This window comes from Paenarthrobacter sp. 10N417, from assembly GCF_056394745.1.
The window spans coordinates 133,078-150,809 of record NZ_JBFTIL010000002.1 but is presented as its reverse complement, the minus strand read 5'-3'; the positions used below and the strand labels follow the sequence as shown (position 1 = coordinate 150,809).

The window sequence follows — 17,732 nt, the reverse complement described above, 5'->3', positions numbered from 1 at the left end:
CAACCCGACAGGAGAACAATGTCTGTTCTAAATGAGCTCACCGCAGGCTTGTCATCCGGCGCCATCGACGTCGTCGACCTCACCACGCCGCTCAGCGGTGATACCCCGATTCTGAATCTTCCCCAACCCCTGGCCAACACGGTTGGGCTTTCGCTGACTCCCGTGAGCAATTTCGACGACGCCGGACCGGCCTGGGCGTGGAACGACGTCACGGTGGGCGAACACGCCGGGACGCACCTGGACGCACCCGTCCACTGGATCACGGGCAAGGACGGGAAGTCCGTGGACCAGGTCGAGCCACACCGCCTGGTGGGGCCGGCCGTGGTGATTGACAAGACCGCCGAAGCCGCCCAGGACGCCGATTTCCTGCTGGAGCCCGAACACTTTGAGCGGTGGCAGCAGGAGCACGGCCCCTTCCCCGAAAATTGCTGGGTCATCTTCCGCACCGGCTGGTCCGCCCGTGGCGGTAACGCTGCGGACTTCATGAACGCTGACGACGCCGGCCCCCACACTCCGGGGGTCTCCGCGGCTGGTGCCAAATGGCTGGCCGGAAACGCGTCGATCAGCGGCTTCGGCGTGGAAACGGTCGGCATTGACGCCGGCCAGGCCGCGACGCTGGATCCTATGTTCCCCGTCCATTCGTTCCTGCTCGGCGCTGACAAATACGGTGTGACGTCGCTGCGGAACGTTGACCGTCTCCCGGTCACCGGCGCGACGCTGGTGGTTGCACCCCTGCCTATCGTTGGCGGGACGGGAAGTCCGAGTCGCGTTTATGCGCTGGTTGAGAGCTCAGCAAATTCAGCTTCGGAGCCGGGCGCATGACCGAGCAGGTAAGAGTCTCTACGCTGGTGGGCCAGACGCTGGCAAAACTGGGGGTCGGTCACGTCTTCGGGGTGGTGGGTAGCGGCAACTTCGACGTCACCAGCACCCTGATGAACGCCGGAATTCCGTACACCGCGGCCCGCCACGAGGGCGGCGCTGCCACCATGGCCGATGCCTACTCCAGGATGTCGGGCAAGGTGGGCGTGGTGACCACGCACCAAGGATGTGGGCTGACCAACGCGATCACCGGCGTCGGAGAAGCTGCCAAGAGCCGCACACCCATGATCGTGCTGACGGCCGATACACAGGCGGCAGCCATCCGGTCCAACTTCAAGATCGACCAGGATGCACTGGCGCGCAGTGTCGGGGCCGTGGCGGAACGGATCCACTCCCCCGAAACGGCTGTAGCGGATACCGTCCGGGCCTTCCGAACAGCGGTGAACGAGCGCAGGACCGTGGTCCTCAGCTTGCCCTTGGATGTCCAAAGCGGAACCGCGGCAGACACGGTGAGTACCGTCGTCGTGCCTGTACCGGCGCGGCTTCGTCCGGATACCAGCGCAGTGAACCAGCTGGTGGAGCTGATCTCGAGTGCGAAACGTCCCGTGTTCGTGGCAGGCCGCGGCGGCAGGGGCGCCCGGGATTCCATCCTGGCCCTGGCCCGGCATGCGGGCGCGCTCGTGGCGACCTCGGCCGTCGCCAACGGACTGTTCAACGGCGATTCCCATAACTTGGGCATCTCCGGCGGGTTCTCCTCTCCCCTGACCGCGGAGCTTATTACCTCAGCGGACCTGATTATCGGGTGGGGTTGCACCCTGAATATGTGGACCATGCGTCACGGCCGGCTGATCTCGGCCGGAACAAAAGTAGTGCAGATCGACGTCGAAGATTCCTCATTGGGCGCCAACAGGCAGATAACACTGGGCGTGCTGGGTGATTCCGCCCTCACCGCCGAGGACGCCCTGGAAGTGCTCAGGACGATCCAGCCTGCTGCGGCTGAAAAGTACCGCACCGAGCAGAACGCCCTCGCCATCAAACAGAGTGCACGGTGGCGGGACGTGGAGACTCCGGATCTTGGCACTGCGACGTCGATCGACCCACGGGTGATCAGCCGGGAACTGGATACCATCCTTCCCGCGGACAGGATCGTCGCAGTGGATTCGGGCAACTTCATGGGCTACCCGAGCCAGTATTTGGCGGTGCCGGACGAATTCGGGTTCTGTTTTACCCAGGCATTCCAGGCGATTGGCCTTGGCCTCTACACGGCCATCGGTGCTGCCATAGCGCAACCACAGCGGTTGCCGGTCCTGGGGGCCGGAGATGGTGGGTTCCTGATGGGCATCAGCGAACTGGAGACCGCCGTCCGGCTTAAGTTGCCGCTGGTCTGCATCGTCTACAACGATGCCGCGTACGGCGCTGAGGTCCACCACTTCGCGGAGCACCACCCGCAAGGGGAATTGGGCAGCGTGTCCTTCCCCGAGACGGATATTGCCGCGATCGCCCGGGGATACGGTGCCGACGGGGTGACCGTCCGGACGCTGGAGGACCTTCAACCAGTGCGGGAATGGGTTGCCGCGTTCAGAGATGGCGGACAGGACCGGCCCTTGGTGATCGATGCCAAGATCGCCTCGGACGGTGGCTCCTGGTGGCTGGCGGAGGCCTTCCAAGGACACTGATCCTGGGTGGTGCGTTGGAAAAGGGTTGGGGCGCAATGCTGCCCCAACCTTTTCCGCCGTTGCGTACTTTCACACAGTTCTTAAGGGGATGCGACTGCTACCGCATCTGGTTCCGCAGGTGATCCGACGACGGACAGCGCATAATCCTGGGCCCTCGGACCCAATAGCTCGTGCAGTTTGGTGAAGAGCTCCTGTGCGGCCAGTCCATGCCAATTTTCCGGCAGGTATTCTTCCGGGAGCCCAGGGTCCATATAGGGAAGCCTCCGCCACTGTGTGACCATGGGAACGTAATCCACAAAGGCCTGTTTCAGCGATTCGGCCGCCGCAGCCTCTTCTTCATGCTTCTCCCAGCGATGGAGTACGTGCTGATGCCGTGCAATGAAGTCCGTGTAGAGGGTTTCCAACGACGGCAGATCCCACCATTGGCCCACCTTCTCTTCCAGGTGGCCGCCGGTCAGATGGGTTGCCTTGAAGAGTTCCACATAGTCCATGAGCCCGGCCCGCCGCAGCTGTTGCTCGACGTCGGGCGCTAGATTTCCAGGTGCGATCCACAGTCCCGGAGAGACCTGCCCGCAGCCAATGCGGGTCAATATACTCCGGAGCTTGTGCCGCAAGTGACGCTGCGTCTCGGGGACCGAGAAAGAGGCGAGGAGCCATGCGTCGTCTTTGTCCGCACGGCGGGGAGCGAAAATCCGTTCGTCACCGGCATTGAAAACGTCCTCGAGTTCCGGCGATAGCTTGTATGCCGCAGAATTCCCGCGTTTGACACTGACCAGGACTCCGCGTTTCTTCAACCGCGACACGGACGAACGTACTCCGGCTGATTCAACTCCCAGGTCTCCCAGGAGTTGTACGAGGTCCGCGATCGCAAACGTTCCGTCCTGATGCCGGGCATACAAGCCATAGACAGTGACGATCAAGTGTTGGTGGCGCGGCGTCGGGGCAACGTCCGGCGCGGCGTCGGCCTTGGCCATTCAGCGCTACCTCTATTGGTTCAGGGATGGACTTAGGGTCTTAGGCTACATCCCTGACTGGGCGCAGGTTCACGGCTCTACCTGCTGTACGTGCTGTACACGGACGGGTTTTAGTTCAGAGCGTGAACCAGACCCGGATGAAATCCACACCCTGCCGGAGATTTAGGGACTGGAGTGGAGGGCTGATTGCGCGTAAATTGGCGCCAGGTTCGGCTCTCTTTCCTACGCGTCCGGGAACGGGGCTGAAGCCGCAATCAGTGAGCGGAAGGAGACCACGGTTGAGTGAAGCCATAGACCGGCTCTTGCTGGCGATGAACGCCCACGACCTCGAAGCGGTGACAGCCCTGTTCCACGAGGACTACCACAGCGAGCAGCCTGCCCACCCCGGCCGGACGTTCACCGGCAGAGGGCAGATGCACGCGAACTGGGCGGCGATGTTCGCTGGAATCCCTGACTTCCGGACAGAATTGATCCGTTCAGTCGACGACGGGAACACCACATGGACAGAATGGTCATGGACCGGTAATCGTACCGACGGGCAACCCTTCCAAGCCCGTGGGGTCACCCTCTTCGAAGTAAAGGACGGCCTGATCGCGTCCGGAAGGCTGTATATGGAGGACGTCGAGCGCGAGGTAGTGGGGATCGAGCAAGCGGTCGAAAATCTGTCCGGGCGCCGACCGGATTCAGCTGGGCCTGAGTGAGGAAGGGATGCCTGTGCTGATCTGCGCAACTTGCGCCGTCGAACGCGACGAGCCGACGCCGGAACTCTGCCCGATCTGCACCGACGAAAGGCAATACGTGCCCGAGGACGGGCAAAAGTGGCTTTCACTCGACGAGTTGGCGCAGGCCGGCCAGCAGTTACTGCTGGAGGAGAACGAGCCCGGACTTATCGGCATCAGAACCGCGCCGAAAGTCGGGATCGGCCAAACTACCCAGCTTGTCGTGACACCAGAGGGTTCACTGCTGTGGGATCCCGTTGGATTCGTTGATGACATCACTGTGAAAGCAATCCTTGAGCGAGGCCCCGTTGTGGCGATCGCAGCCAGTCATCCCCACATGTTCGGAGTACAGGTGGAATGGTCACATCGTCTCGGAGGTGTCCCAGTGCTAGTGGCCGACGCCGATCGGCGGTGGATTGGCCGCGATGATGCGGTCATCTCCTACTGGTCCGGAAGCAGGACCATCACCGAAGGGTTGACACTGCACCAAACCGGAGGCCACTTCCCCGGCAGCGCGGTTGCGCACTGGACTGCAGGAGCGGGCGGCAATGGAGTCCTGCTGACCGGTGACAGCGTCTTTCCTAATCCAGACCGCCGATCCATCGCCTTCATGCGCAGCTACCCGAATCATCTGCCGCTATCGGGGGCAGTAGCGTTGCGGGTGGCGGCGCAGCTGGAAGAACTCACGTTCGACAGGATCTACGGTAACTTCAACAACATCATCGCCTCCGGAGCCAAAGCCGTACTGCACGATTCGGCCCAGCGGCATGCAGCGTGGGCGCGCGGAGACTTCGACGACCTGACGTGAAGATAACGATTACCTCCACAGCCCGGAGCTTCCCATGACATGGCGGGAAGTGCGGTTACGCTGGGGACTGTGACCAAGATTCCGGACTACCCCTTGAAGCAGAAAGTTCCCGTGCTAGGCGACGTCGCCAAGGCAGCGGGGGTGTCCGTTCCCACGGTTTCGCGTGTTCTGACCAGCAGCAAGTATGTTGCACCGGAACTCCGCGAACGGGTAATGAAAGCTGTCGCCGAGCTCGGGTACAGGCCCAACGGCGCTGCCCGGGCAACCAGGTCCGGGAAACGATCGATGGTCGCCGTGTTGACTGGAGCGACTTCGAATTACGGTTATGCCAAGACCATCGAGGGCATCGAGCAGGCGGCTCGGGCCGCGGGCCTCTCAGTGATCATTTCAGTCATTGAGTCCGACGACGACGACGCCGTCAACGCGGCCATCGACCTCGTTCTTTCCCAGCCCGTGGCTGGTGTCATCATCCTTGAGTTCGACCGGCCGGGCCTGGCTGCAGTGAAAGCGTTTCCGAAATCTGTCCCCTTGGTCTCGGCCGGAGGGGGAAGCAGACGGACTGGAAAAACTCCGGCGGCGCTTCTGGATGAGCGCGGTTCCGGGAGGGACGCAACCAACCACCTGCTGTCGCTCGGCCACCAAACCGTCCATCACGTTTCAGTTCCGACGATGGGAAAGCACTCAGGCCGCACCGAAGGATGGCGGGCAGCCTTGACCGCTGCGGGTGCCCCGGTCCCGCCGGTATTGCACGCAACCTGGGAACCGGCCAGCGGTTACCGCGTGGGGAAAGAGCTTGCAGCCAGAGACGACGTCACTGCGGTTTTCTGCGGCAATGACGATGTCGCCATCGGCGTGATCAGTGCTCTCCTCGACAGCGGCAAGCGCGTCCCGGAGGACGTGTCGGTGGTTGGCTTCGACGACCAGCCGCACGTGGCCATGTGGCGGCCCGCCTTGACCACCGTGCGGCAGGATTTCCGGGACCTGGGAGCTAGGGCTTTTGCACTTCTTGCCGCAACAGTGGCCACTGGCGAGGCTCCCGGTTCCTCCGCCGTCAAACCCGAGCTCGTTATCCGCGAGTCAACTGCCGCCGTCAGTCCAACCACCACTCGTCCCGCCAGCTAAGACTGGCGTGCCCGCCTCCGATGCTGATGGGAAGGATGACGGGGAGGGAGTTGTAGAGGTCGTGCTGGTTCCAGCGGTCGCCAATGTAGACGTGGGAAACACTGCTGGATCCAAGGACAGGGACTACGGCGCTGACCTGTGAATCAAACGTTCGGCTGCCGGATGGAGCGAAATCATGCCATTCAGACCATGGTCCCTCAAGGGAGGCGGCGGTTGCGAATTTATTGTCGTTCATGTTCCAGCCGGTCAAGTCTGATCCAAACAGATAATACAAATCATCAACGCGCACCAAGGCCGGCGATTCGTAACCATGGCTTCCATCATTTTTCAGGGTGGTTGACAGAACCGACTCAACACTCAGGTAGTCCGGCGTGAGGCGGTACAGATGCAACCCGTTTTCCCGGTCTTCAGACATCAGCACACCGAGGCCGGAGGTCTCCTGGTACACGCCAATATCGCGGCTTAGATTGCCCAGTGGACGGGAGCTCCCCAGGTACTCATAGGGGCCCAGGAGTGAGGTTGATCGGGCGAAACCAAGTCTGGCTTCGGCGTAGTCCGGTGAGTCGATATGCAGGAACATCACGAAATACCCCGTGGCGGAATTGAAAAGCACCTTCGGCCTCTCAACGATCCTTTGTGGACCCAGATCGCCGGCGCCTTCCCTGCGAAGGGAAGTCCCCTCGTGGCGCCACACGGCGAAGTTCTCGGTTGAGTAGCACTCGACGGAAGTAAAGAGTGCTCCTGCACTTTTTTCTTCACCCCATGCGTAGTATCGGCCCTCGTGGAACAGCACACCCACTCCATGGAGTTGGGCGATGTCACCGTGCTGGTCGGTTACTGCTGTGGCTGTTCGGACGGTGGCTGCCGTCTGCGGAAAAGGGCTCATATCTGTACCTGACTCTGGAGTTAATGGAAGTGTTCTTAGGCGTGCAGGAGGATCAGTCGTGCGCTGTTTTCTTGAGCGAGCGTCACGTTGAGTACCGCGGCACCGGCCGCCGCTGGTAGTACGACGGCGTCTGCCGCACCCCAGGGCGGATACGCCACCGTTACGCTGGGGTGCTCTCCAAGCCAGGCAGGCAGGTCAATTGATTGCTGCTCGTCACCTCCCCGCCTGTGAACAACGACGGCAAGCGTCCGTTCTCCCAGCCGCGCGCCCTGGGCGATCCAGTTATCCCGCCAGCCCGGCAGTCCCAAGGGGAAGGTTGGCACGCTGGATGAAATATCGGCGCGCAGGGCCTTATAGGCATCAAGGCCCGCACGGATCACACCCAACTGCCGGGGGCTGAGGGTATCGATCCGGCCCCCGAGGTGCAAGCGGGAGAGCAGTGCGCTGGCGATCGAAAACGCCAGTTGCTCATCACCCATTGACCCATCCACGGAAGCCCAAACACCGGACTGTTCGGGAGTAATGGCCAGTGGTGCGGCAGCTGAGATGGGCGGCGTCTTGACGAAGTCCTGCTGATCCGTCAGCGACTGGATGGGGAAGACCGCACCGGACGCGCCGTCGGTTCGGGATCCACCGGCCGCGCAACCTTCAACAGTCAGTCCGGGGTGCCGATCCATCACACCGGACACCCAGTCCAGATAGGCACGGTTGTGCTCCAGGAGCCCTGCACCAGTGGCACCGTTCAGGTCTGTGCCTGCGCCGATATCGACGTTGTAGTCCAGTTTGAGATACGCAAGATCGAAGTCAGCCATCAACCTGTCGACCACCCCGTCCAGATGTGACCTCGCAGCAGGGTGCCGCAGGTCCAGCTGGTAGCGTCCCCATTCTTTGACCCGTCGGCCACTGCGCACGAAGAAGGCCTCGGCAGGCAAAAGCTCAGCGATTCGACTTCGCGCACCCACAACTTCAGGTTCCAGCCACAACCCGGGTTTCATACCGGCGGCCCTGATCTCTGCAACCAGGCCAGCCAGGCCGCCGTCGGGGAAGCGGGTAACGGAGGGCTCCCACTCCCCTACCGAATCCCACCAGCCGCCGTTTTCGTCGTCGTACCAGCCGGCGTCGATGCAGAAGACTTCAACGCCAAGTGCTGATGCTGCTGCAATGAGCGGACGTTCCTTTACGGTTGTGGGATCCGACATGAGCCCATTGAGAAAGTCGTTGTAAATGACGGGAAGCTCAACATTGTCCTCATGCGGCCTGCGAATCCGACGACGGTAGCCAGTAAGTTCTGCCGTGACAGCATCAATACCGCCGGCCGGTACCATGGCCACAGCTGCCGGAACGGTGGTGAAGGTTTCTCCTGGTCGGAGCGTCAGTGCCCACTGGTGTTCAGCGGCCGTCGGACCGGACACTGCGAGGTAGAGGTCGTTGTACCGGTCCCCAAATTCGTAGTGCCAGGCTCCGTTGTGCTCCACCTGCCACGCAAGCATCGCCCCTGTGGCCAGATCTTCCAGGATTCCCATCGGAAGGTGTTCTGCCGTGGACCACGCGCCGGTTGACGTCAATGCAATCCGGTTCTTGGAACCGACTTGCTCGTATTCCACCATGCCCACGTTGTACAGGCCACGCTCGGCAAGACTGGCACGCCGCCAACGAAATTCGCCGGACCACGGGTTCGCTGCCTGCCATAGACCCATGCCCTCTTCCCAGTCCCGGGAGTGGCTCAACCCGGAAAGAACCAGGGAGGACGCATATTCAAGCCCGACGGCGGATGCCCCGGCCCGTAGCTCAGTCCAGCTTCGCAGGACCGAGGACCCCGCCGCCAGCTCATAACAGACAGTTGCCTCAAGGCCGGTCTCCGGATCGCGGGCAAGCAGGCACAGCCGGGCCACACCATGGGTCTCAGATTCATGCACTTCGATGAGTCGCAAACGTTGGGCAGCAGCGCCGTCGACGTGCCGCTTGCCCGCGGTGCCATGCCGACCGTCGCCAGCCAGTGCAATCTCCACAACGGGCAAGGACGACCGACGCAACCCTTCCAGGTCCGGCAGTGGAAGCTGTGCGTGCCCGATCGCAAGCAGCCTCGGAGCCATGCGCTCCCCATGGAGAATGTGCAAGGTCAGGCAATCATTACCCCACGCCAGGACATCCCCTCCTTGGGGAACACCTGCGGTTGGCGGCTTGTTCTCTAGATCGGAACTGGGGTGCGTGAGGGTCACGGTGCCCTCCAGGAAGTGTTCATGGGTAAAGCTCTCCTTTTGTCAGTCGCTGAAGATGGATCCGACGGCAGCAGTGGAGCCGCGGATGATGAGTTTTGGTTTAACCGTGGAAGCAGTCGGCGGCTTGGGACCGCCGTCCAAAGCCTTTTCCAGCAGCCCGAACGCGCGGGAACCGAGGTCCTGGAAGTCCTGCCGGATGGTGGTTAGAGCTGGTCGCCACATGGCCACATGCGGCTGGTCGTCAAAGCCCACCACGGAAACATCCTCGGGAATTCGCCTGCCGGATTCCACGAATGCCTTGATGACGCCAATCGCCACATCATCATTCCCGCAGAACACAGCCGTAACATCACTTTGGGCGGCGAGTTTCCGGCCGACGCTGTAGCCGCTGGAAGGCTCCCAGGTAGCGTGCAGAATCCGGGGCAGAGGAATCCCCGCTGCTGTCAAAGCTGCCTTCCAACCCTCTGTTCGGCCGGACTGCTTGCCCATGGTGGGAACTGCTATATGGTGCACTGTCCGATGCCCCAGCGAAAGAAGGTGGTCGGTAGCATCCTTCCCGGCACCATGTTCGTCGAGCAGAGCGCTGGTGGTTCTGGTGGAACGCCCTGTTCCTCCGCCGGCCACCACCATGGGAATGGAGCGCGGAAAGACCCGGACGGCAGCGAGTCCGGGGCGATCGAATTCCAGGATGATAACGCCGGCTACGGGTTGGGAGAGGACGAGGTCGATTGCGGCGTTGACTGCTTCTTCGGCATCGGATTCTACTACCGCGATGATGACGGACATGCCCGCTTGGCGCGCAGCTCTCTCAATGCCTTCAATGGTTTGGGCGTATCCATAATTGGACGTAGCGCCGGTCAGAACCGCCACCATTGAACGCTTTCCGGACCTTGTGGCTCGAGCGGCCACGTTGGGACGATAGCCGAGGTCATTGACTGCTTTCAGTACCCGGGTCCGGAGGCTGGGGGCTACGTACTTGCTGCTCGTCAAGACACGGGAAACCGTTGGAACGGAAACGCCGGCTGCCTTCGCGACATCCCCGAGGACCGGAGGTTTCTGTTGCATGGGGGTCTGCTTCTTAGGGCTCTCGCTCATGGGCCTTACTGCCCTGCCAGTGGCTGGAACTGAAAGTCCGTGAAGTCGGCAGTAAAGCGCTGGTCGCGCAGGTCCTGTGCGGCGACGCCGACGAAGGCCCCCGTGAACCGCAATGTGTCTCCATGATCATCGGACAATTGGAGGGCATTGAGTTCGGGCCCAATCCGTTGCAGCGGTTTACCCAGGTCGGACCAGAAGAATTGCAAACGTCCGCCGTCAAGAGTGGCTTCCAAACGGAGGGGAACGCTCGATTCCACCACAACGGACCCGAAGGAAGGCAGGCCCTTATACGGGTCTTTCTCGAACACTTCGAGAATCTGCTCAGTTGGTGCGTTGCCATCAAGCAGTTCTCCCCCGGCTTCCCTTACGGTCGTCCTGAGGTAGAAGTAACTTGAGGTGTTGTAGTAGAAAATGAGTCCGGCGCTTTGAGTGAAATTGGTTGGTTGCGCTTCAACTGTCACCCCCGCCCTCAGGCTGCCGCTGGTCAAGCGGCGCGCCACCAATGACTGCTCCAGGACCGAGTCCGTGCTGTATCGGCCCTTGAGGCGAAGCCATCCAGGCCGTTCCGAAAGGCTGGCCCACTGTGATGAGACGGGATGCCTCAGGGAACTCCAGGGCCAACCCAGAGTCAGGTGGCCATCATTGGTCACCGCTTCTGTGGCGAACCCGCCAACGGTGCTGGTATCAGCAGCCCGAGCGGCCGGCACCGACGTCGAAACCGGAGCGGCGCCGTCGAACGTTGGTTTTGGACCTTCCACCGTCAGTGACGGATGCCAGCCATCCTGCTCCAGGCGCAACCAGCCGTCGTCAGTAAACCGCATCCGCTGAATGCAGGTCTCGCGTCCGAGAATGGAATATTGCTTGCCTTCGCTTTCGACCCACCGGCTCGCCAAATGTGCCAGGAAAAGGGTCCCATCCTCCGCGACGGCGATTTCACCGTGCCCGGCCTTTTGCAGCACGTGGGTGGGATCGTCGCGGGTAGTGAGGACCGGGCCGTAAGGATCTGCTTCGTAGGGGCCGAAGAGATCGTTGGAACGCATCATCGCAATGCCGTGGTTCTGCCCCGTTCCCCCCTCGGCGAGCATGAGGTAGAAGCGGTCCTTGAAGAAGTAGAGATTGGGTCCCTCGATGAGCTCGGCACGACGATGAATGATTTTCGGTTCGCCAATGGTGGCCGTTCCCGTCGCGTTCAGCTCCTGGAGGTTGATGCCGGCGAATCCTCCACGGCCGGTTGGCCTGTGATCCCATTCCATGTTCAGCAGCCAGTGCCGGCCCTCGTGGTGAAAGATGGATGGATCGAAACCCGTGGTGGTTACACGGGTTGGCGCCGACCAAGGACCGGCTACGTCAACCGCTCGCGTGATGTAGGTGTCCATGTCTTTGTGTGGTCCGCCGAAACTCCGGACCACGGTAAAGACCAGCCAAAAAAGGCCATCTGACCAGCTCAACGAGGGCGCCCAGACACCTGCCGAATCCCCCAGTCCCCTGAGTTCCAGAACCGCGTCCGGGCCGCTGAACGAGCCGGCAAACTCCCAACTTACAAGGTCGCGGGAACGGTGGATCGGGACAATCGGGTACCACTCGAAGGAGCTGTTGGCCAGGTAGAACCACTCACCTACACGGATAAGGGACGGATCTGGCGAGAACCCCGGCAGGACAGGGTTGCTGATGACGGTCACTATTTTCTCCATGCTAGGAAAGCTCTTCCGGGTAGGCGAACGGCTCTCCCTTGACGTACCGTTCCATTTCGGCCACCACGTGGTCCCCCATGCGGAGCAGTTCGGTGCCCATGGAACCAGCGATGTGCGGCGTGAGCATGACGTTGGGCAGCTCGTAAAAAGGATGTTCCGGGGGCAGCACGTCCGGCACTGCTACATCGAGGATCGCGTTGATCCGTCCGCTGGCCAGCTCTTTTTCGAGGGCTGCCTGGTCCAGGACCTCGCCTCTCGCCGTATTAATGAGCGTGGCGCCATCCTTCATTGACGCCAGTTCGGACGCCCCGATCATCGCTGTGGTTTCCGACGTGACGGGGACGTGGAGGGACACAATGTCGCTCCGGGTCATCAGCTCCTGCAGTGGAAGCAGCGTCACCCCCAGGGCGGCTGCTTCTGCCTCGTCCAGATAGGGGTCATGAATCACTACGTCGAGATCGAACGGCCGCAGCAGCTTGGCAACCTGGCGGCCGATGCGGGAAGCTCCCACCAGACCCACGGTTTTCTGGTAGTTTCCCGCCCGGGGAAATTCCTGTTCACGGTCTATCGGCGAACGGCGCTCCGCGTACATGCGGGCGCTTTCGAAGGCTTGTTTGTTGGCGAGCAGGATCATGGCCAGCGTGTACTCGGCGACGGGACGTCCATTCGCCTCACCAGCATTGGAACCCACAATTCTCCTGCCTGCGGGAATCGGCCCTATGTTTCCCGCGATGACCCCACCGGCATGGATGATGGCACGCAGCTTGGGGGCTGCGGAAAGGACGTCCCCATCGATTTTCGGGCATCCCCAGCCGGTAATGAGGACTTCGACGTCGGCAAGTGCTGCCTGGGCGCCCGGCGTCGAGAAGTCTTTGAAAACCGGTCCACGAAGGTCCACCAACCGGTCCAACGTGCTCATCGCGGCAGTCGAGAAGAGCTTGGAGAAGAGTTCAGGCGGTGCCATGACTGCCATGGCGACGGGCTTTTGTGTTTGAGGGGTCATATTCGTCAGGGCGCGAGCAAAAAAGCCGGTTGCGGTGTCCATGAATCTGTGTTCCATATCGCGCCGGATGAAGTGGGACGCGCCGTCGAATACCTCAATCGCGGCGCCTGCGGTTCGGGCGATCTGCTGGTGCTGCGGCGTGATCCCGGTTCTGACGGTGCCAGTGATAATCAGCGTAGGAACGCCCGATGCCGTGAATGATGCGAGCAACTCCGGCCATGGCGTGCTCGGAATGACGTTGCCGTTGCGCACGAGGTTTGTGTCGCAATCCTCCTGCGCCTTGCAACTGCGCTGAATCTCGGCCTCGCTCCAGTTGGGCCACTCGCGTCTCCTCATCTGCACACGTTCTTCCGGCGTGCGGGATTGAACGTCAACGAGGTGAGCGTAGGCGGCTTCTGCAACATCACGGTCCTGCAGCGTCGTCACTGGTAGCCGCCAGAATGGATCCTCGAGGAGGACACCCGCCGGGCGAAATCCGGCAGGTGGCCTTTTCAATGCGCTGGCGGCAACGGCGGCTGCCACGCCACCGCCGGCAGAGTGCCCATAGTAAAGAGCCGGGAGCTGTGCCACGTCCTGCAGTTCCTCCAACTCGAGGAGGTCCAGGACATCCCTGACCATGACATCCCCAGGGTGTTCCCGAAGCTCCTGTTCTGACCAGCGGGGCGAACTGCCGTGCCCGCGAAGATCCATTGTCAGGACTGCCCATTGCTGGGAAATCCAGTGCGGACGGGCAGCTTCGAGGCACTCTGCAGATTCCATCAGGCCGTGGATGGCGATGACGACGGCAGTGGCCGGTGACTCGGGCAGCGCCAACCGGTATGACAGCATCAGGAACCTTTCTCTTTGTCAGTTATTCAGGCAGGGTCAGGCTTGCTTTTTGAGATGGGCGTTGGCTTGCTTTTCCATCTCTTCCTGCAATTTCGCGACACCGGCACCGTCGGCTGCTTTTTTCAGCTTGTCCAATTGATCGTCTACATCCACCACACCGTAGAAGAGTGGGTTGGCGAACTGCGTGATGACGTTGGACATCGCCGCCACCTGCTGTTTCACGGGTGTGGTGTCCGGGATGAAGGAAGCAAAGGGGTCAAGAGTGAAGTTGTCGAAGTTCTGTGCCCAGTCGAAGATCTTCTCTTCCGTGGGACTGATGGACATCGATTTCCGCTCCAGGCTGGACCGCCAGGACAGCGCGTAACCCGGAAACGCGTAGTCGTTCAGGGGCTTGAATTTGTTCCCGTCTGCAGGTTCCCAGTCAGTGCCTTCAATCCCATACGTGATGAGGTCGTGGTTTTCCTTGATGGAGAGCCAGTCCTGGAGCTGCATGGTCCGGTCCAGATTGCCGCCCTTGGAATTGACCACAACGAGATTGTCGGCCTGGAATGTTTGGTTGGGTTTTGCAGACAAGCCTCCTGTGAGGGGCATGATATTGGCCAACGCTGCCTTGGGGACGGCCTTTTGCAGGGTGCTGAGTGAGTTGCTCGCGGTGCCATCGGTCATGGCCCATCCAGCTGCGTACTTACCGGCGATCCATTGGCTCTTCAGGGTTGCTGCATCGGTGTTCAGCGCATCGGCGTTGATGATTCCGTCGTTGTAGTACTTGCGGATCCGGTGCAGGGTATCCACGATGCCTTCGTCCTCCCAAAAGGCCTTGGGCGTTGAGGACCCCGTCTTGGCCGCGTCCTTGGCGAGCAGGAAGAACATACCCTTTCCGCTGAAGGCGCGGGCGATGGTGTCCGGGTTTTCCCATGAGGAGGCATTGAACATTCCGGTGGGAACGGGCAGTGCGTGAAGGTAGCCACTGTTGGAGGCAGCCCCGTAAGCCACTGTGCCGTCGTTTTTCTGCTTCACGGCATAGAAGAACTTCTCGAGCTGGTCAAAGTCTGCCATCGTGGAGAAGCCAACGGAGTCGGCAATGTCCTGGCGAATGACGAAGTGCTGGACGCGTGCCGCACTGTTGACCTGCGGGATCCCCCAGAGCTTCCCGTCCCAGCTGTTGGACTCCAACAGTTTCTTGGGCAGTGTTGCACTGAGGTTCTTGTACTTGGCCACCTCGTTGGTGAGGTCTGCCAGGGACCCGCTCTGCTGTAGTTGCGCCATGTTCAGCCAGAGCGCCTGCAGGGCTGAATCGAATTTCTCTCCCGCCGTGAACTTAAGCAGGGATTGCTGCTGGTAGTTGGACCAGTTAATGAACTGCGCGTCCAAGTCGAAGCCGAGATCACTTTTGAGCTTGCTGTTCACCTTTGCCAGGACAGCATTCCACGTGGCCGGAGCAGTGCTGGGCAGGACCGCCACCGACGTGCCCGTGACGGCGCCGCCCGTGGAGGACGATCCTGATGTACCGCAGCCGGCAAGCGCTGCCGCTGCTCCAAGTCCACCGGCCAGACCAAGGAAACCGCGCCGGGAAACTGATGAGTTGGGGATCATGTGCTGCACTCCTTTGTACGCTGGCATCGTGGGCCAGACACTTTGTGGGGCTAAAGAGTTTTTGGGGCTGGAGACTGGAACGAAGATCTGGTGTTTGCGGAGCGACTAGCCTTTGGTGGCGCCAAGCGTGAGGCCTTTGACAAAGTAGCGCTGCGCGAAGGGGTATGCCAGGAGGATGGGGCCGATGGTTACGACGGTCAGGGCCAGGCGGAGCTGGTAGATAGGGGCCACTGAGCCGGATCCGGGCAGCATCGCGGCGTTGGTGACGTTGGCGATGAGGTTCTGCAGCATCAGCTGCAGGGGGTACTTCTCCGGATCCGAGATGAAGAGCATGGCTGTGAACCATTCATTCCAGTAGGACACGGCATAGAACAGGCCAATGACGGCCAGAATGGGTTTGGACAGCGGAAGTACGATCTCAAAAAAGACCCTCAGTTCGCCCGCGCCATCTACCTTTGCGGAATCAAGGATTTCTTCGGGGAGCTGGCGAAAGAAGCTGACGGCTACGAAGACAAGGAAGGGGGCCATCATGTGCGGGAGAATGACGGCGAACCAGCTGTTCTGGAGCTGCAGCACCTGCGTTACCAGCAGATACAGGGGCACCAGACCACCCGAGAAGAGCATGGGAAGGTAGGCGAAGACCGTCAGCGGCCTGCTGATCCGGGGCATCCGGCGCGCAATGACCCAGGACAACGACGCCGTGGCGCACAGCGAAAGCGCGGTGCCAACCACAGTGATGAACAACGTGGCCGCATAGCCTTGGAAGAGGGCCGTACCGCTGAAAATGGCAACGTACGCATCCAACGAGAATGGTTCGGGAAAGAAGCTGTAGCCGCTGCGGGCAAGAGTGGACTCTTCCGTCAAAGAGCCTGCCACGATCATCCACAACGGAATCAGGGCAAAGAGGCCAAAGACTGTAACACCCACATAACTGACTGCCGTGAAGGGCTCAAGCCTGGTCTTTTTGGGTCCTTTGCCAGGCGTAACCTTTGTCGCTTTTGCTGCCCGGGAGAACATGGACTGTCGTCGATTGGGCGTCTTTTCGGTCTCTACAGGATTGTTCTGCGCTGTCACGGCGGGTGTTGTGGAGGTGCTCACAGGATGCTGCTTTCTTTCGAGTAGCGGCGTTGGATGAGCACTGCCGCTGTAACGAGGATGAATCCGACCACGGACTGGAACAGGCCAATCGCAGCGGTGGTACCGAAGTCACCGATGGTCCTGAGGGAACGAAAAACGTAGGTGTCGATGACGTCAGTGGTGGAGAACAGTGTGCCGTTGTCGCCGATGATGGCAAAGATGGTGCCGAAGTCTCCGTAGAAGATCCTGCCGACGCCGAGCACGATCAAGATGGCGGCCGTCGGTTTCAAGAGGGGCAGGGTGATGGACAATGCCATCCGCGCCCGGGTGGCGCCGTCGAGCATTGCCGCTTCGTAGACATCCTCGGGGATAGAAGTAATCGCTGCCAGGAAAATGACCGACATGTAGCCACCCAGCTGCCAGACTTTCACGATGGTAAGGATCCAAGGCCAGGGACCTGGCTCCGTGTACCAACTGATCTGAGGAAGGTTGAACAATCCCAGCGCGTCATTGACCGCTCCCCCGTGGCCGCCTGYGCCGGCAAGTATGACTTGAAGGATGATGCTGATCACTATCGGGGACACGAAGTAAGGAAAAAAGATCGCGGACTGCATGAACTTCTTGAACAACCGGGCGCGCAGTTCATTGAGCATGATGGCCAGGGCGAGGCCAGCTCCCAAGGTTGCCGCGAGGAAGAGAACATTGAGGACAAGAGTGTTCAGCACAATGGTGGGAGCATCACCGCTTTCGATGAAGTACTTGAAGTTATCCAGTCCGCTCCACGGACTGTTGAAAATCCCTTTGCTGACATCGAAATTCTTGAAGGCGACGATCAGTCCAGCCATGGGAGCATAGGCAAAAATCAGGAACCAGGCGATTCCCGGCGCTGCCAGAAGCAGCAGGACGCCGGAACCGCGGCTGCGGTGTTTTCGTGAAAGCTTGGCGCGTGCTTTAGGAACAGAGACCGCATAATCCGCGGTGTTCTCGTTGTGGGCGGTCATGCGCTGTTGCATGGCACACTCCCTTGACTCTAGAAGGTGGGACTCACAGTGATGGGAGACGATGCCACCGTGGCATGTTTCCGTACTGGCGAAGGGCTGGAAGGGATAGCGAGGAAAACGTTATCCCCTATCCTGCGGCGTGAATCACGGGCTGTCAAGAGGCTGCCCGAAGTCGGCGTAAAGGCGACTCGGGGATCTCCGGGATGCCATCAGTGCAGCTT

14 protein-coding genes are annotated in these 17,732 nt (G+C 60.7%); 5 read left to right on the top strand and 9 right to left on the bottom strand.

All coding sequences use genetic code 11. The features are described 5' to 3' along the window. The first annotated feature begins 18 nt into the window (after window positions 1-18). Window positions 19-822, top strand: coding sequence for a cyclase family protein (locus tag AC1DCM_RS03115; protein ID WP_477517246.1), 804 nt, complete (start codon window positions 19-21; stop codon window positions 820-822). Further along, a complete protein-coding gene (locus AC1DCM_RS03110; RefSeq protein WP_477517245.1) occupies window positions 819-2,495 on the top strand; it encodes a thiamine pyrophosphate-binding protein in 1,677 nt (558 codons plus the stop codon). Before AC1DCM_RS03115 ends, AC1DCM_RS03110 begins: the two co-directional genes overlap by 4 nt. 80 nt (window positions 2,496-2,575) lie before the next feature. Here the strand turns inward: AC1DCM_RS03110 and AC1DCM_RS03105 are convergent, their stop codons facing one another. Further along, window positions 2,576-3,469: a PaaX family transcriptional regulator gene (locus AC1DCM_RS03105; RefSeq protein ID WP_477517244.1), complete on the bottom strand. Its 894-nt coding sequence runs from the start codon at window positions 3,467-3,469 to the stop codon at window positions 2,576-2,578. 278 nt (window positions 3,470-3,747) lie between these two features. Here AC1DCM_RS03105 and AC1DCM_RS03100 point away from each other — a divergent pair, with 278 nt between their 5' ends. Genes AC1DCM_RS03100 through AC1DCM_RS03090 form a run of 3 tightly spaced genes read left to right on the top strand, consistent with a single transcriptional unit; the run spans window position 3,748 to window position 6,118 of the window. After that, window positions 3,748-4,170, top strand: a complete 423-nt coding sequence (locus AC1DCM_RS03100; protein ID WP_477517243.1) for a nuclear transport factor 2 family protein — start codon at window positions 3,748-3,750, stop codon at window positions 4,168-4,170. 13 nt (window positions 4,171-4,183) lie between these two features. Beyond that, window positions 4,184-4,996: an MBL fold metallo-hydrolase gene (locus tag AC1DCM_RS03095; RefSeq protein WP_477517242.1), complete on the top strand. Its 813-nt coding sequence runs from the start codon at window positions 4,184-4,186 to the stop codon at window positions 4,994-4,996. A 39-nt stretch (window positions 4,997-5,035) separates the two neighbouring features. Further along, window positions 5,036-6,118, top strand: coding sequence for a LacI family DNA-binding transcriptional regulator (locus AC1DCM_RS03090; protein ID WP_477517241.1), 1,083 nt, complete (start codon window positions 5,036-5,038; stop codon window positions 6,116-6,118). Here the strand turns inward: AC1DCM_RS03090 and AC1DCM_RS03085 are convergent. From AC1DCM_RS03085 to AC1DCM_RS03050, 8 genes are all read right to left on the bottom strand, one after another. Next, a complete protein-coding gene (locus AC1DCM_RS03085) occupies window positions 6,087-7,004 on the bottom strand; it encodes a family 43 glycosylhydrolase (RefSeq protein WP_477517240.1) in 918 nt (305 codons plus the stop codon). The two genes, AC1DCM_RS03090 and AC1DCM_RS03085, sit on opposite strands and share 32 nt — an antisense overlap. A 35-nt stretch (window positions 7,005-7,039) precedes the next feature. Next, window positions 7,040-9,223, bottom strand: a complete 2,184-nt coding sequence (locus AC1DCM_RS03080; RefSeq protein WP_477517239.1) for a glycoside hydrolase family 36 protein — start codon at window positions 9,221-9,223, stop codon at window positions 7,040-7,042. A 42-nt stretch (window positions 9,224-9,265) separates the two neighbouring features. Continuing rightward, window positions 9,266-10,288 (bottom strand): LacI family DNA-binding transcriptional regulator, encoded by a 1,023-nt coding sequence (locus AC1DCM_RS03075; RefSeq protein WP_477517238.1) that lies wholly within the window; start codon window positions 10,286-10,288, stop codon window positions 9,266-9,268. Window positions 10,289-10,323: 35 nt separating this feature from the next. Further along, window positions 10,324-11,997: a glycoside hydrolase family 43 protein gene (locus AC1DCM_RS03070; RefSeq protein ID WP_477517237.1), complete on the bottom strand. Its 1,674-nt coding sequence runs from the start codon at window positions 11,995-11,997 to the stop codon at window positions 10,324-10,326. A 13-nt stretch (window positions 11,998-12,010) separates the two neighbouring features. Beyond that, window positions 12,011-13,840, bottom strand: a complete 1,830-nt coding sequence (locus AC1DCM_RS03065) for an alpha/beta fold hydrolase (RefSeq protein ID WP_477517236.1) — start codon at window positions 13,838-13,840, stop codon at window positions 12,011-12,013. A 36-nt stretch (window positions 13,841-13,876) separates the two neighbouring features. Next, window positions 13,877-15,433, bottom strand: coding sequence for a DUF3502 domain-containing protein (locus tag AC1DCM_RS03060; RefSeq protein WP_477517235.1), 1,557 nt, complete (start codon window positions 15,431-15,433; stop codon window positions 13,877-13,879). 105 nt (window positions 15,434-15,538) lie between these two features. Beyond that, entirely contained in the window at window positions 15,539-16,531 is a 993-nt protein-coding gene (locus AC1DCM_RS03055) for a carbohydrate ABC transporter permease (RefSeq protein ID WP_477517234.1), read from the bottom strand. Further along, window positions 16,528-17,523, bottom strand: a complete 996-nt coding sequence (locus AC1DCM_RS03050) for an ABC transporter permease (protein ID WP_477517233.1) — start codon at window positions 17,521-17,523, stop codon at window positions 16,528-16,530. The genes AC1DCM_RS03055 and AC1DCM_RS03050 overlap by 4 nt, the downstream gene beginning before the upstream one ends. Window positions 17,524-17,732 lie beyond the last annotated feature (209 nt).